The sequence below is a fragment of the Streptomyces sp. NPDC051207 genome (assembly GCF_040682395.1).
Lineage (GTDB): Bacteria > Actinomycetota > Actinomycetes > Streptomycetales > Streptomycetaceae > Streptomyces.
Map to the genome: position 1 here is coordinate 86,675 of NZ_JBFBAX010000009.1, position 13,641 is coordinate 100,315.

General features: G+C 72.0%; 12 protein-coding genes. 7 read left to right on the forward strand and 5 right to left on the reverse strand.

Annotated elements, in window-relative coordinates; translation table 11 throughout:
• Positions 1-136: 136 nt before the first annotated feature.
• Genes AB0M97_RS11790 through AB0M97_RS11805 form a run of 4 tightly spaced genes read right to left on the reverse strand, consistent with a single transcriptional unit; the run spans position 137 to position 4,360 of the window.
• Positions 137-1,168, reverse strand: a complete 1,032-nt coding sequence (locus AB0M97_RS11790; RefSeq protein ID WP_365960635.1) for a LacI family DNA-binding transcriptional regulator — start codon at positions 1,166-1,168, stop codon at positions 137-139.
• Positions 1,165-2,070: a carbohydrate ABC transporter permease gene (locus tag AB0M97_RS11795; RefSeq protein WP_365960636.1), complete on the reverse strand. Its 906-nt coding sequence runs from the start codon at positions 2,068-2,070 to the stop codon at positions 1,165-1,167. Before AB0M97_RS11795 ends, AB0M97_RS11790 begins: the two co-directional genes overlap by 4 nt.
• Positions 2,067-3,044 carry a sugar ABC transporter permease gene (locus tag AB0M97_RS11800; protein ID WP_365960637.1) on the reverse strand — a complete coding sequence of 326 codons (978 nt, stop codon included), beginning with the start codon at positions 3,042-3,044 and terminating at the stop codon, positions 2,067-2,069. The genes AB0M97_RS11795 and AB0M97_RS11800 overlap by 4 nt, the downstream gene beginning before the upstream one ends.
• Positions 3,041-4,360 carry an extracellular solute-binding protein gene (locus tag AB0M97_RS11805; protein ID WP_365960638.1) on the reverse strand — a complete coding sequence of 440 codons (1,320 nt, stop codon included), beginning with the start codon at positions 4,358-4,360 and terminating at the stop codon, positions 3,041-3,043. The genes AB0M97_RS11800 and AB0M97_RS11805 overlap by 4 nt, the downstream gene beginning before the upstream one ends.
• 182 nt (positions 4,361-4,542) lie before the next feature.
• Here AB0M97_RS11805 and AB0M97_RS11810 point away from each other — a divergent pair, with 182 nt between their 5' ends.
• The 7 genes from AB0M97_RS11810 (at position 4,543) to AB0M97_RS11840 (ending at position 12,069) form a co-directional block, all read left to right on the forward strand.
• The gene (locus AB0M97_RS11810) at positions 4,543-6,564 is read left to right on the forward strand and encodes a beta-galactosidase (protein ID WP_365960639.1); all 2,022 of its coding nucleotides are present in this window, start codon (positions 4,543-4,545) and stop codon (positions 6,562-6,564) included.
• Positions 6,565-6,710: 146 nt separating this feature from the next.
• On the forward strand, positions 6,711-8,270 hold the full coding sequence (locus AB0M97_RS11815; protein WP_365960640.1) for an arabinogalactan endo-1,4-beta-galactosidase: 1,560 nt from the start codon (positions 6,711-6,713) through the stop codon (positions 8,268-8,270).
• 249 nt (positions 8,271-8,519) lie between these two features.
• The gene (locus AB0M97_RS11820) at positions 8,520-8,777 is read left to right on the forward strand and encodes a helix-turn-helix domain-containing protein (protein ID WP_365960641.1); all 258 of its coding nucleotides are present in this window, start codon (positions 8,520-8,522) and stop codon (positions 8,775-8,777) included.
• A gap of 252 nt (positions 8,778-9,029) precedes the next feature.
• Complete coding sequence (gene crcB / locus AB0M97_RS11825; protein ID WP_365960642.1) at positions 9,030-9,491, forward strand: fluoride efflux transporter CrcB; 462 nt, start codon at positions 9,030-9,032, stop codon at positions 9,489-9,491.
• Between the two features lie 175 nt (positions 9,492-9,666).
• On the forward strand, positions 9,667-10,038 hold the full coding sequence (gene crcB / locus AB0M97_RS11830; protein ID WP_365960643.1) for a fluoride efflux transporter CrcB: 372 nt from the start codon (positions 9,667-9,669) through the stop codon (positions 10,036-10,038).
• A 151-nt stretch (positions 10,039-10,189) separates the two neighbouring features.
• Positions 10,190-10,867 (forward strand): FadR/GntR family transcriptional regulator, encoded by a 678-nt coding sequence (locus AB0M97_RS11835; RefSeq protein WP_365960773.1) that lies wholly within the window; start codon positions 10,190-10,192, stop codon positions 10,865-10,867.
• 176 nt (positions 10,868-11,043) lie between these two features.
• Positions 11,044-12,069, forward strand: a complete 1,026-nt coding sequence (locus tag AB0M97_RS11840) for an asparaginase (RefSeq protein ID WP_365960644.1) — start codon at positions 11,044-11,046, stop codon at positions 12,067-12,069.
• A 262-nt stretch (positions 12,070-12,331) separates the two neighbouring features.
• Here the strand turns inward: AB0M97_RS11840 and AB0M97_RS11845 are convergent, their stop codons facing one another.
• Positions 12,332-13,513, reverse strand: a complete 1,182-nt coding sequence (locus tag AB0M97_RS11845; RefSeq protein ID WP_365960645.1) for a serine hydrolase — start codon at positions 13,511-13,513, stop codon at positions 12,332-12,334.
• Positions 13,514-13,641 lie beyond the last annotated feature (128 nt).

The window sequence follows — 13,641 nt, forward strand, 5'->3', positions numbered from 1 at the left end:
TGCTCCTGTCGTGAGACGTGAGGCGGACGCCCGTTGGCGTCGTGGCGTCACGCCAGGACGGGGCGGCGGCGGACGGCCTCTCGAAAAACTGACCGGTTGCGGCGGCGCGGCTCGCGCTTCACGTCGACGCCCCGCCTCATGTGGACGCCCGCTTCACCAGTTCCGTCGGCAGGATGACCGCCGCCGCCTCCTCGCCGCCGATCTGGGCGAGCAGCACCCGGACCATCTCCGTGCTGATGCGGTCCCACGGCTGGCGGATCGTGGTGAGCGCGGGGCGGGCCGCCAGCGCGGCCGGTGAGTCGTCGAACCCGCCGACCGCGACGTCCTCCGGCACCCGCCGCCCGGTCCGCTCAAGAGCCGTCAGTACGCCCTGCGCCATCAGGTCGGACGCCACGAACACCGCGTCCACGTCCGGCGCCCGGGCCAGCAGACGCTCCGCGCCCGCCTCGCCGCTGGCCCGGCTGTAGTCGCCGGACACGATGAGCCGCTCGTCGATCTCCATGCCCGCCTCGGCGAGCACCTCCTTGTAGCCGGCGAGGCGCTCGACACCGCCCGGGGTGTCCAGCGGGCCGGTGACCACGCCGATCCGGCGCCGGCCGGTCGACAGCAGGTGGCGGACCATGTCACGGGCGCCGTCCCGGTCGTCCGCCGCCACATAGCTCACCTTGGAGCCGAGCCCGATCGGCTTGCCGCACGCGACGAGCGGCACGCCCGCCGCGCGCAGCTGCTCCGCGACCGGGTCGCCCGAGTGGCTGGAGACCAGCAGCACCCCGCCGACGTGCCCGGCGGTGATGTAGCGCGTTATGCGCCGCCGTTCGTCCTTGGTCCCGGCCAGCATCAGCAGCAGCGGGATGTCGTGCGCGGCGAGCGCCTGGGTGCAACCGCGCAGCAGGACGTTGAAGTTGGGGTCCTCGAAGAACCGCTCCTGCGGCTCCGTCAGCAGGAAGCCGACCGAGTCCGACCGGCCGGTGATCAGCGAGCGGGCGTGCCGGTTGACGACGTAACCCGTCTTGCGGATGGCCGCGTTGACCGCCTCCTGCGCGGCCGGACTGACGTAGTGGCCGCCGTTGAGGACGCGGGACACCGTGCCGCGCGAGACGCCCGCCTCGCGCGCCACGTCGTGGATCGTCGGTGGCTTGCGCCGACCCCCCGTTGTGCTCATGGTCATGACTTTACGGCCCCGGACAGCAGATCCAGGCTCCAGAACCGCTGGACGACGAGGAACAGGGCGACCAGCGGCAGCACCGCGACGAACGCGCCCGTGATGACGAGGGTGTACAGCGCCGGCGTGTTGGAACCCTGTTCCAGCAGGGTGTACAGACCCAGCGTGATCGGGAACTTCTCGTCGTCGCTGAGCATGATGAACGGCAGCAGGAAGTTGTTCCACACCGCCACGAACTGGAACAGGAACACCGTCACCAGTCCCGGGACCATCATCGGCAGCGCGATCCGCGTGAAGATCCGCCACTCGCCCGCCCCGTCCATCCGGGCGGCCTCCACGACGTCGCCCGGTACGGCAGCCGCCGCGTAGATCCGCGCGAGGTAGACACCGTACGGGGAGAGGATCTGCGGGAGCAGCACGGACAGGTAGGAGTCCGTGAGGTCGGCCTTCGCCAGCAGCAGGTACTGCGGGATCGCCAGGATCACCGGCGGCATCAGCACGCCCGCGAGCAGGACGTTGAACATCGTCTCGCGCCCCCGGAAGCGGTACGTCGCGAGCGCGTAGCCGCTGAACGCCGACACGGCCGTGGACAGCAGGGCGCCCAGCACGGCGTAGAAGGCGGAGTTGGCCATCCACTGCCAGTACACGCCGTCCCGGTAGGCGCTGAGGTCGGAGAGGTTGCCGGTGAAGCCGCTGCCCGGCAGGAACGTGAACGTGGAGAACAGCTCACGCCCCGACTTGGTCGACGCGATCACCACCCACGCCACCGGCAGCAGGCAGTACAGCGCGCCGATGAGCAGCGTGACGGTCGGGACGAGGGCGATCCGGTGGCGCGGCGGCGGAGCCTGCGCGGTGCCGGGCGCGGTGCCCGCGGCGGGGCGCGCCTTGCGGACGGCAAGAGAACTCATCGTGCTGCCTCCTGCTTGTTGCGGCGGTTCGCGGCCCGCAGGAAGCCGAAGGACAGCAGCAGCGTGGCGAGCGCGATGAGCGTGGCCTGGGCCGCCGCGGCGTGGATGTCGCCCTTGCCGAAGGCGTCCTGGTACACCTTCATCAGCGGACTCCACGTGGTGGACAGGGAGTTGGTGAGCGGCCTGAGGGTGGTCGGCTCGTTGAACACCTGGAGCGTGGCGATGATCGAGAAGAAGAAGGTGAGCACCAGCGAGGGCGCCACCATCGGGATCTTGATGCGCAGCGCGATCTGCAGGGGAGTGGCGCCGTCCAGCTTGGCCGCCTCGTACACCTCGGCCGGGATCGCCTGGAGCGAGGTGTAGATGACGATCATGTTGAAGCCGGTGCCGCCCCAGACCGCGATGTTCGACAGGGCGAGATACAGCGGACCACCGTCCAGCAGATCCGGCTGCGGCAGTCCCAGCCCGTCGAGCACGAAGTGGAACGGGCTGACGTCCGGCAGGTACAGAAAGCCCCACAGCAGCGCCGCCACGACACCGGGAATGGCGTACGGCAGGAAGATCGCGAGCCGGGTGAAGGGGGCGAGCCGCACCTTCTCGGCGTCGAGCATCAGCGCGAACAGCAGGGCGAGGCCCAGCATCACCGGTACCACGATGCAGCCGTAGCCGAATACGCGCAGCGCGCCGTCCAGCAGCTCGCCGTCGGTGAGGGCGGCGGTGTAGTTCTCCACGCCGGCCCACACCTCCGAGCGGGCGCCGGACCCGAGGCCGAGCCCGGAGACCTTCACCTTGCGGAAGCTGAGCCACAGCGCGTAGCCGATCGGCAGCGCGAAGAACAGCAGGAACAGGACGGTCGCGGGGACGAGGAAGACGTACGGCGCGCGATGTGCGCCGCCGCGGGCGGTACGGGGAGACGGACGGTCGTACGGGGCTCCCTCGACCCCGTACGGCCCCCGGCGTGCTGCGGATTTCACTGAGCGACCTCGAAGCCCTGCTTCTTCAGGTCGGCGACCGTGTCCTCCTGCATCGTCTTCAGGGCGGCGCCGAAGTCCGACTTGTTCTTCGCGGCGGCGCCGAAGGCGTCCTTGAAGGACGTGTAGGCGACGTTCACGTTCGGACCCCAGGCGGACGGCGTCGTCGTCTTCGCGATCTCGGCGGCGCGGGTGTAGAAGTCCGGCTGGTTGGAGAAGTAGGCCGGCGGGTTGGTGAAGGCCCCGCTGAGCTGGGCCGACGTGGAGGCCGGGTAGATGCCGCTCTCCTTGGCGAGGGCGTTGAGGGCCTCGCCGTCGGTGTTCAGCCAGGCGGCGAACTTCGCGGCGGCGGCCTTGTGCCGGGAGTCCGTGGTGACGGCGGTGGAGGAGCCGCCCCAGCTGCCGGTGCGGTTCTCGTTCCGCGACCACTGGGGGAGCGGGGCCATGGCCCACTTGCCCTTGGTGTCGGGCGCGGCCGTGGTCAGCGTGCCCGGCGCCCACACGGCGCTGACCCACGCGATCTGCTTGCCGGTGTTGAGCGCCTTGTTCCAGGCCGGGGTGTACATGGGCTGGTTGTCGACCAGGCCCTCCTTGACCAGGTCACCCCAGAACGCGGCGACCTTGCGCGTCGCCGCGTCGTCGATGCCGACCTTCCACTGCTCGCCGGAGGCCGTCCACCACTGGGCGCCGGCCTGCTGGGCGAGACCCGCGAACAGGCCGGAGTCATTCGCGGAGAAGGTGGTGAGGTCCTTGTCCGGGGCCTTCTTCTTCAGCGTGCGGGCGGTCTCGGCAAACTCGTCCCAGGTCGCCGGCGCCTTCAGGCCGTACTCCTGGAACAGGTCCGCGCGGTAGTAGAACATCATCGGCCCGGTGTCCTGCGGCACCGCGTACACCGCGTCCGTGCCCAGCGTGGTCTGCTGCCAGACGCCCTCGGCGAACTTGCCCTTCGCGTCGCCGACCTCACCGGATATGTCCGCGAGCGCGTCGTTGCTGACCAGCGTCGGCAGCGCCTGGTACTCGGCCTGCACCAGGTCGGGGGCCTTGCCCGCCTTGTGCGCGGTGAGGATCTTGGTGACCAGCGTGTCGCCGGACGCCTGCTTCTTCACCGTGACGGTGATCTGCTCCTTCTTGCCCGGGCCCTTGTTCCACAGGTCGACGACCTTGTCCATGCCGGGCGCCCAGGACCAGTACGTGAGCGAGACGGGACCCGACTGGGCCTCGCTGTCCTCCCCGGACGAGCCGCAGGCGGCGAGTGTGGTGGCACCGAGCGCGACGGCGACGGCGGAAGTCACGAGGCGACGGCGCTTCGTGTACGGCATGGATCTCTCCCCTGACCTGGGCCCCGGCGTCGTGCGGGACCGTGCCCTGCTTCTGTGAGCGTTCACAGTAGAGAAACATCCCGGACACTTGTCAATGGCTGTTGCGGTGCGGTTATGTTGGGCTCGCGCCGCCGAATCGGTGTGTGCACGTTCCCAGATTGATCAATGACCCGGGAGACTTGATGCCGGACACCGCCCCCAGGGGCCTCACCAGGCTCGCCTTCGGCGGGGACTACAACCCCGAGCAGTGGCCGGAGAGCGTCTGGCAGGAGGACGTCCGGCTGATGCGGGAGGCCGGCGTCACGATGGTGAGCGTCGGGATCTTCTCCTGGGCCCTGCTGGAGCCCGCGCCCGGTACGTACGACTTCGGCTGGCTCGACCGGATCCTCGCGCTGCTGCACGACAACGGCATCCGCGTCGACCTCGGCACCCCGACCGCCGCCCCGCCCGCCTGGTTCTACCGTGCCCACCCCGACGCCCTGCCCGTCACCGCCCAGGGCGTCCGCTACGAGTTCGGCTCCCGCGCCGCGATCTGCCACAGCAACGCCGACTACCGCGCCGCCGCCGCGACCATCACCACCCGGCTCGCCGAGCGCTACGGCGACCATCCCGCGCTCGCCCTGTGGCACGTACACAACGAGTACGGCGTGCCCGTCTCCGCCTGCTACTGCGACTCCTGCGCCGCCCACTTCCGCCGCTGGCTCGCGGCCACCTACGGCACGGTCGACGCCGTCAACGACGCCTGGGGCACCGCCTTCTGGGGCCAGCGCTATGCGGACCTGGAGCAGATCAACCCGCCGCGCGTGACCCCGACCGTGGGCAACCCGGCCCAGGCGCTGGACTACAAGCGGTTCGCCGACGCCACCATGCGCGAGAACTTCGTGAGGGAACGCGACATCCTGCACCGCCTGTCACCCGGCGTCCCCGTGACCACCAACTTCATGACCGCGCTCAGCCAGTGCGACTCCGTCGACTACTGGGCCTGGGGCCGCGAGGTCGACATCGTCACCAACGACCACTACCTCATCACCGACGGCCGCCGCACCCACGTCAACCTCGCCATGGCCGCCGACCTCACCCGCTCCGTCGCGGGCGGCGCGCCCTGGCTGCTCCTCGAACACTCCACCTCGGGCGTCAACTGGCAGCCCCGCAATCCCGCCAAGGCGCCCGGCCAGATGGCCCGCAACTCCCTCGCCCACGTGGCCCGCGGCTCCGAGGGCGCCATGTTCTTCCAGTGGCGGCAGTCCCGGCGCGGCGCCGAGAAGTTCCACTCGGCGATGGTCCCGCACGGCGGCACCGGCACACGCGTGTGGCGCGAGGTCGTCGAACTCGGCGCGTCCCTCGATTCCTTGACGCAGATCCGCGGCACCCGCACCACCGCCGACGCGGCCGTCCTGTGGGACTGGCACTCCTGGTGGGCGCAGAGCCTCGACTGGCACCCCAGCGAGGACCACGACGCCCGCGAACGCGCCGACGCCTACTACGAAGCCCTCTACGACCACCACCTCACCGTCGACTTCGCCCACCCGGAAGCCGACGTGTCGAGGTATCCCCTTGTCGTCGTTCCGGCGCTGTACCTGATGACCGAGGCGGCCGGCACCAACCTCACGGCCTACGTGGAGAACGGCGGCACACTCGTCGTCTCCTACTTCTCCGGCATCGTGGACGAGCACGACGCCGTCCACGAGGGCGCCCACCCCGGCCCGCTGCGCGACGTGCTGGGACTGACCGTCGAGGAGTTCTCGCCGCTCCTGAAGGACGAACGGGTGCGCCTGACCGGCCCGGACGGCTCCGAGTTCCACGCCGACGTGTGGACCGAGTTCGTCGTGCCGCGCGGCGCCGAGACCGTGTGGACGTACGCCGACGGCCTGACCGCCGGCCACCCGGCCGTCACCCGGAACCGCCTCGGCGAAGGCACCGCCTGGTACGTCTCCACCCGGATCGGGGCGGAGGGCCTGGCCACCCTGCTCGGCAGGGCCGCCGAGGACGCGCGTGTCGCACCGCGCGCCGATCTGCCCCGCGACGTCGAAGTGGTCCGCCGCACCGGCGAGTCGGGCACCTACCTGTTCGTGATCAACCACACCGCCACCGACGCCAAGGTGCCGCTGGAGACCTCCGGCACCGAGCTGCTGACCGGTGAACGCGCCGCGGGCCGCCTCGCGGTCCCGGCAGGAGCCGTCCGGGTCGTCCGACTCGACGGCTGAGCCGCGACTCTTCTCCGCCCGCGCGGCAACCGAGCCGCGGGCGGAGGGACCCTCGCCGCCGAACCGTGTCCTTCGGGCTGACCCGAAGGACACGGCGCGGGGCGGGACACCTCATCACCCTCACGTCGAAGGGACGACGGACGACGATGTTCCATCCCAGACGCACTCTCAGGGCCCTGCTGCTGCCGCTCGCGGCCGGGCTCGCCCTCACCGCGCTGCCCGCCCAGACGGCCCGGGCGGCGAGCACGCTCACCAACGGCGGCTTCGAGGCCGACGGCGCCGGCGCGGCCACCCCGGCCGGCTGGTCCGAGTACGGCTCGGCCGCCGCCTCGTTCGCCGAGGCCGGTGGGCGCAGCGGCAGCTACCGCCTGAGCCACTGGTCCTCCGGGGCGTACAAGGTGGAGACCTACCAGTACCTGTCCGGACTCACCAACGGCCCCCACAAGCTGACCGCCTGGGTGCGCTCCGGGGGTGGCCAGAACGCGGCGTACATAGCCCTGAAGAACTGCGGCGGGGCCGAACAGCGCACGGATCTCCCGGTGTCGGCCGGCGGGTGGATCAGGATCGTCGTGCCGGTCAATGTGACCAGCAACCAGTGCACGATCAGCATCAACAGTGACGCGAACGCGGGCAACTGGATCAATGTCGACGACCTGACCTTCGCGCCGGGCACGTCCGGTACGTCGATCAAGGGTGCCGACATCTCGTCGGTCCCCAAGAGCGAGGCCAAGGGCGGCGTGTACCGGACGGGTGCGGGGGCGACCGGTGACCCGGTGGCGATCCTCAAGTCCGCCGGGATGAACTACGCGCGGCTCAAGGTGTGGGTCAACCCGGCCGACGGCTACAACAACAAGACGCGTGTGCTCGCCATGGCCAAGCGCGTCAAGGCCCAGGGCATGAAGCTGCTGGTCGACTTCCACTACTCGGACACGTGGGCCGATCCGGGCGCGCAGTCCAAGCCGGCCGCCTGGGCGGGGCATTCGTACAGTCAGCTCAAGACGGACGTGTACCACCACACGTACGACGTATTGAACGCATTGAAGGCCCAGGGGACCACGGCCGACATGGTCCAGGTCGGCAATGAGATCAATGGCGGCATGCTGTGGAACGAGGGTTCCACCGACAACTGGACGCAGCTCGCCGGACTGCTCAACAGTGGATACAACGCGGTGAAGGCGGTCAACTCGTCCACATCCGTCGCCCTGCACCTCGCCAAGGGCGGCGACCTCACGGGCACCCGCTGGTGGTTCGACAGCGCCGTCGCCAACGGCGTGCGGTTCGACGCGATCGGCCTGTCGTTCTACGGCTACTGGCACGGCACGCTGTACGACTTCCAGACGACCCTGGACGATGCCGCCGCCCGCTACGGCAAGCCGGTCTTCGTCGCCGAGACGGCCTACCCCTTCCGTCTGGACAGCGACGACACGCACGAGAACATCATCAACACGACCGACGAGCTGGTCCCCGGCTACCCGGCGTCCACGACCGGTCAGACCCGGTGGATGAACGACATGGCCAGCATCGTGGAAGCGGTCCCGAACGGCCGCGGACTCGGCGTCTTCTACTGGGAGGCGACCTGGACCGCGGTCACCGGCAACGGCTGGGACCCGACGGACCCGGCCTCCGGCAACGGCTGGGAGAACCAGGCGCTGTTCGGTTACGACGACAGGGCGCTGACGTCGATGTCGTGGTTCCGCCACCGCTGACACCTTCGGTACGCCCCATTCGGCACCGCCGGGCGTCTCCGGCATCTCCGGCACCTCCGGTGTCGAGCCGCGGCGCCTGACGTCGCTCACCGGGCCCGGCCGCGCACCCGCGGCCGGGCCGCGCCGCCTTCCGGAGCACGGCACAGCAGCCCGGTATCGGACAAGCGCACGGAGTCCGGAACGCGGCGGCTACGCCTGCGGGACAGGGGGAAGACTCAGTACGAGGAGGCCGCGAAGGACGGAGATCCGATGCTGAAGACTCCCGTCGGCGACACCCGGCTGCGCATCCTCGCGTGGCTGCGCGAGCCCGGCCGCGGCGAACATGGGGCCACCGCGGACGCCGTCGCCGCCCGCTTCGGGCTGCCCCGCCCGGTGGCCGTCACCCACCTCCGCCTGCTGACCTCCCTCGGCCTGCTGCACACCGCCAGCTTCGTCGGCCGTCTCCACTACCGGCGCGACGAGGTACGGATCGTCCAGGTGGCGCGGACGTTCGAAAAGGGCTGGTAGCAGCCGTACGACGGAACGGGTCCCCGCTCGGTCGCCCGGGAGCGACGAACGCCGCCCCCGCATGCCCCGGCCCTCCCCTGCATGACCGAGCCATCCGCCCGGCGTTACCCTGTTGACCGGCCGCGATCACCGTCGCGGCGCGGCGGTGGGGCCCGCCGTACCCGAACCGCGGCACCGGTCCCGTCAACGGTCCCTGCTTGCGACGGAGGGCACGCGCGTGCCCGGAGCCCGGCGAGTAGGAGACGTACGACCATGCCAGTCCCGGAAACCCGCAGTGGCGGCCTCCGGCGCGCGGTGCCGCGGCGGACCGCGTGGCGCGGGCAGGCGCCGGTCGTGGCGGTGGTGGCGCTCGGCGGGGGAGGGGGAGCGGCGGCCCGGTACGCGGCATCCCTCGCCTGGCCCGTGCCGGCCGGCGGATTCCCCTGGACGACGCTGGGGGTGAACATCGCCGGGTGCGCCTTGATCGGCGTCCTCATGGTGACCGTCACCGAGCTGCGGGGCACGCACCGGCTCGTGCGCCCGCTCCTCGGCACCGGGGTGCTCGGGGGCTTCACCACCTTCTCGACGTATGCCGTCGACATCCAGAGCCTGCTCGACGGGGGCAGGGTCGCCACGTCGCTGGCCTACCTCGCCGCGACACCGGTCGCGGCGCTCCTCGCGGTCTGGTGCGCGGTCACGGTGTCCCGCCGCGCCCTGAAGCGGAGGCGGTCATGACCGGACCGGGCGGCCGGGCCCCGCGGCTGACCGTGTGGGTTGGGGATCGTGCGCGGGGCTTCCTGCCCCGGCTCGGGGGAGTGCTCGCGGTCGTCACGGTCGGCGCCTGTGAGGTCGTCCGGTACGCAGGCAGCGCCGGGCGGCGCGGCCCGGGCACGGAGGACGGGACGCGGAGGTGAACTGGCTGCTGGTCGTCACGGGCGCCATGGTCGGCGCCCCGCTGCGCTACCTCACCGACCGAGCCGTGCGGTCGCGGTACGACTCGGCCCTCCCCTGGGGGACGTTCGCGGTGAACGTCGTCGGCAGCCTGGTGCTCGGCCTGCTGACCGGTGCGGCAGCCGCGGGCGCCACGAGTCCCCACGTCCAGTTGCTGCTCGGCACCGGTCTGTGCGGGGCGCTGACGACGTACTCGACGTTCTCCTACGAGACCCTCCGGCTCGCGGAGGAGGGGGCGCCGGGGTACGCCGCGGTCAACGTCGTGGGGAGTGTGACGGCCGGCCTGGGGGCGGCCTTCGCGGGTGTCTGGCTGGCCGGGGCCCTGTGGTGACCGTCAACCATTGACGAGTCAGTCCATGTACCGGCTCCCCGGAGCCTGACCTTGCTCACCTTGACAGCCTCCACACGCCACGCGCAGGATCAACCCCGTGAACCTGTCAGACAGGGAGACAGGTGGTCCCGGGCCGCGACGCGTCAGCGCGATGGAAGCGGTGCTCGGCCACCTCCGCGGCGCCATAGAGCGCGGCGACTACGCCATTGGGGACAAGCTCCCCTCCGAGGCGGAGCTGTGCCGCACCCTGGAGGTCTCCCGGCCCGTGCTGCGCGAGGCGCTGCGCGCGCTGCAGACCATGGGGCTCACGGTTTCCCGGACCGGGAAGGGCACCTTCGTCGTCGCCGGCGCCGTCGAGGACCCCACGTTCGGTGACTACGCGGCCAGCGACCTGCTGGAAGTGCGCCGGCACGTCGAGATCCCGGTGGCCGGGTACGCGGCACGCCGCCGCACCCCGGACAACCTCGACCACCTGAGCCACCTGCTCGACCGGATGGAACGGGAGACCGACACCACCGCGTGGGTCGCGATGGACACGCTGTTCCACCTGACCGTTGCGGAGGCCGCGCAGAATCCGGTGTTCCGCCGGGTCATCGAGGAGATCCGGGACGCGCTGGCCCGCCAGTCCGCCTTCCTCAACGAACTCGGCGGCCGGCGCGAGCAGTCCAACCGCGAGCACCGGGCGATCGTCGAGGCCCTGGTCGACGGCAGCGCACACGACGCGGAACGGGCGATGGCCCACCACATCGACCGCGTCGAGACCACCCTCACCGCCATCGTGCGCCGCACGAGCACGGACGCGCCCGCGGAAGGCGGACCCGAGGCATGACGGAGGGAGAAGCTCCCGGCCGGTTCGGCGTCCGTCGGTCCAGGCGCCGCGGGCCGGCCGGAAAGGTGACGCGCCACCCGTGTCCCCGGTCTCCAGCCGCCACCCGTTGACCACGTGGACCACGTAGACCACGCGGACCACGACAACCTCTTGACCCCTTCGACCCCTAGGCAGTCATGTACAGCATTGCCCCCGTGGACGCACCCCCGATCCGCGAGCCCTTCCACGTCCCCGTCGCCCACCTGATACGCGGCGGGATGGTCGAGGGCATCCACTACGGCTCCGTCGTCGTCCTCGGCACCGACGGGCAGGTCCGCCTCCAGCTCGGCGACATCGAGGCGGCCTGCTACCCGCGCTCGGCGCTCAAGCCCGTGCAGGCGGTCGCCATGGTGCGCGCCGGGCTGCCCCTGGACGGCGAGCTGCTCGCGCTCACCGCGGCCAGCCACTCCGGGGAGGAGCGCCACGTCGCGGGCGCCCGCCGCATCCTGGAGGCCGCCGGGCTCACCGAACAGCACCTGCGCAACGTGCCGGACCTGCCGTACGAACCGGTCGCCCGGGACGCGTGGGTGCGGGAGGGCCGCATGCCGTCCCGGCTCGCCCAGAACTGCTCCGGCAAGCACGCCGCCATGCTCTACACCTGCAAGCTCAACGGCTGGTCCCTGGACGACTACCTCGACCCCGGGCACCCCCTCCAGCAGGCCGTCGCCGAGAGCGTCGAGAACCTCACCGGGCAGCGTGTCGCCCAGGTGAGCGTCGATGGCTGCGGCGCGCCGCTGTTCTCCATCTCCCTGCACGGCCTCGCCCGCGCCGCCGCCCGTATCACCACCGCCGCGCCCGGGACCCCCGAGGCCCTGGTGGCGGACGCGATGCGCGAGCACGCCGAGATGGTCTCCGGCTCCGGCCGGGACGTCGCCGCCCTGATGCGGGCCGTGCCGGGACTGCTCACCAAGGACGGCTACGAAGGCGTCCAGGTCGCCGCCCTGCCGGACGGCCGGGCCGTCGCCGTGAAGATCGCCGATGGCGCCAACCGGGCCCGCGTCCCGGTCACCGCCGCCGCCCTCGCCCGCGCCGGAGTCGACCCCGCGCTGCTCACCGCGTTCGCCGGTGAACCGCTGTTCGGCGGCGGTCGGCCCGTCGGCACGATCCGCCCCGTGCGCGCCCTCGACCCGGTGTCGCCGCAGCCCTCGTACACCGACGCCTGACCGAAAACCCTCGCCGTCCGTGTCCGTCGCCGCCACCCGCGCCGAGCACGACCTGCCCCCCAGGGCGAACGGCCCGGCGCGGTGATACCCACCCGCGGCACGGAAGAGGCGAGAGCGGCCCCCCGCCGCGTCGCGGCCGCCCACCGCTGCCCGCCCCTGTGCGGATCGCCGTGCACGGCCCGGACGGGCATGCCCCGGTGACGGCACAGCAGCCGGCGCGCCGACCGCCGTGCACCCGACCGCTCCCGCGGCTGCCGACCGGTCAGCCCTCCTCCCGCCGCGGCACTTTGCCCCGTAGCAGGAGCCACACCGCGGCGGCGCCCAGTGCCGCCGCGCCCGTGATCGCCGCGGCCTGCGGCCAGGGCGGTCCGGCGTCCGGCGCGAGCGTGGGCGTGACGGCGGGCGCGGCGTCCGGTGGTCCCGGTCGCGGCGCGGCCCTGCGGGCGTCCAGCGAGCCCACCGGTTCGACGCGCCCCGCGGCGGCGAAGCCCCAGTCGAGCAGCCGGCGGGTCTCCTCGTACACGGCCCGGGGGCCGCCCGACTGAGGGTTCATCACCGTCACGACGAGGGTGCGCCCGTGCCGCTCGGCGGCGGAGACGAGCGTGTGCCCCGCCTTCGAGGTGTAGCCGTTCTTGACGCCGATCAGGCCGGGGTAGCGGTCCACGCCGTCGGCGCCGGTGAGCAGCCGGTTGGTGTTCTGGATCCGGTACGCCCCCCGGCGTCCGCCGGGGAAGGTGGCGCGGACCGTGGCGCAGTACCGCGCGAAGTCGGCGTTGCGCAGGCCCGCCCGGCCGAACACCGCCAGGTCGAACGCGGACGACACCTGCCCGGGGGCGTCGTAGCCGTCGGGCGACACCACGCGCGTGTCGTGCGCGCCGAGGGAACGCGCCTTGGCCTGCATGCGGGCGGCCGTGGAGCGCCAGCCGCCGCTGAGTTCGGCCAGCACGTGCACGGCGTCGTTGCCCGAGTTGAGGAACACGCCGTGCCACAGGTCGGCGACCCGGTAGGTGGTGCCCTTCGTGATGCCGACGAGGCTGCTTCCTGCGCCGATGCCCTGCAGTTCCCTCGCCCCGACCTTGTGCCGGACCCCTCCGGGCAGCACCGGCAGCACCGTGAGGGCGAACAGCGTCTTGAGGGTGCTGGCCGGAGGGAGCCTGCGGTGCGCGTCGTGGGCGGCGAGCACCTCGCCGGTGCGGGCGTCGGCCACCAGCCAGGACAGGGCGGAGACCCGCGGGACCTTCGGCGCGCCGGCACGCGGCTGGACCTGGGTGCCGGGGCGGTCCAGCAAGGACGGCTGCTGCCCCGCGGCGGTGCGGACCTCGGGCCCGCCGGGGTCCGGCGCCCCCGCGCGGGAGGCCGCCGCCGCGGGCGTGAGCGCGAGCAGGCCCGCGGCGCAGAGCGCGCAGGCCGACACGACAGCCCGGGAATTAAGTCCGATTGTCATACCGCAAACGTAGGAACGGCCGGGGTGAACACCGCGACGACGGGGCCGGACGGCGCCCGCGAGCACCCGGATGCCGCACGGGGCGGCGACGTCCGCGCGGTGGGCGGCCGGTGCGCGGGCGGTACACG

Coding starts and splice junctions, on each gene's coding strand:
- AB0M97_RS11790 (WP_365960635.1), bottom strand. CDS start 1,168: ATGACCATGAGCACAACGGGGGGTCGGCGCAAGCCACCGACGATCCAC.
- AB0M97_RS11795 (WP_365960636.1), bottom strand. CDS start 2,070: ATGAGTTCTCTTGCCGTCCGCAAGGCGCGCCCCGCCGCGGGCACCGCG.
- AB0M97_RS11805 (WP_365960638.1), bottom strand. CDS start 4,360: ATGCCGTACACGAAGCGCCGTCGCCTCGTGACTTCCGCCGTCGCCGTC.
- AB0M97_RS11810 (WP_365960639.1), top strand. CDS start 4,543: ATGCCGGACACCGCCCCCAGGGGCCTCACCAGGCTCGCCTTCGGCGGG.
- AB0M97_RS11815 (WP_365960640.1), top strand. CDS start 6,711: ATGTTCCATCCCAGACGCACTCTCAGGGCCCTGCTGCTGCCGCTCGCG.
- AB0M97_RS11820 (WP_365960641.1), top strand. CDS start 8,520: ATGCTGAAGACTCCCGTCGGCGACACCCGGCTGCGCATCCTCGCGTGG.
- crcB (WP_365960642.1), top strand. CDS start 9,030: ATGCCAGTCCCGGAAACCCGCAGTGGCGGCCTCCGGCGCGCGGTGCCG.
- AB0M97_RS11835 (WP_365960773.1), top strand. CDS start 10,190: ATGGAAGCGGTGCTCGGCCACCTCCGCGGCGCCATAGAGCGCGGCGAC.
- AB0M97_RS11840 (WP_365960644.1), top strand. CDS start 11,044: ATGTACAGCATTGCCCCCGTGGACGCACCCCCGATCCGCGAGCCCTTC.
- AB0M97_RS11845 (WP_365960645.1), bottom strand. CDS start 13,513: ATGACAATCGGACTTAATTCCCGGGCTGTCGTGTCGGCCTGCGCGCTC.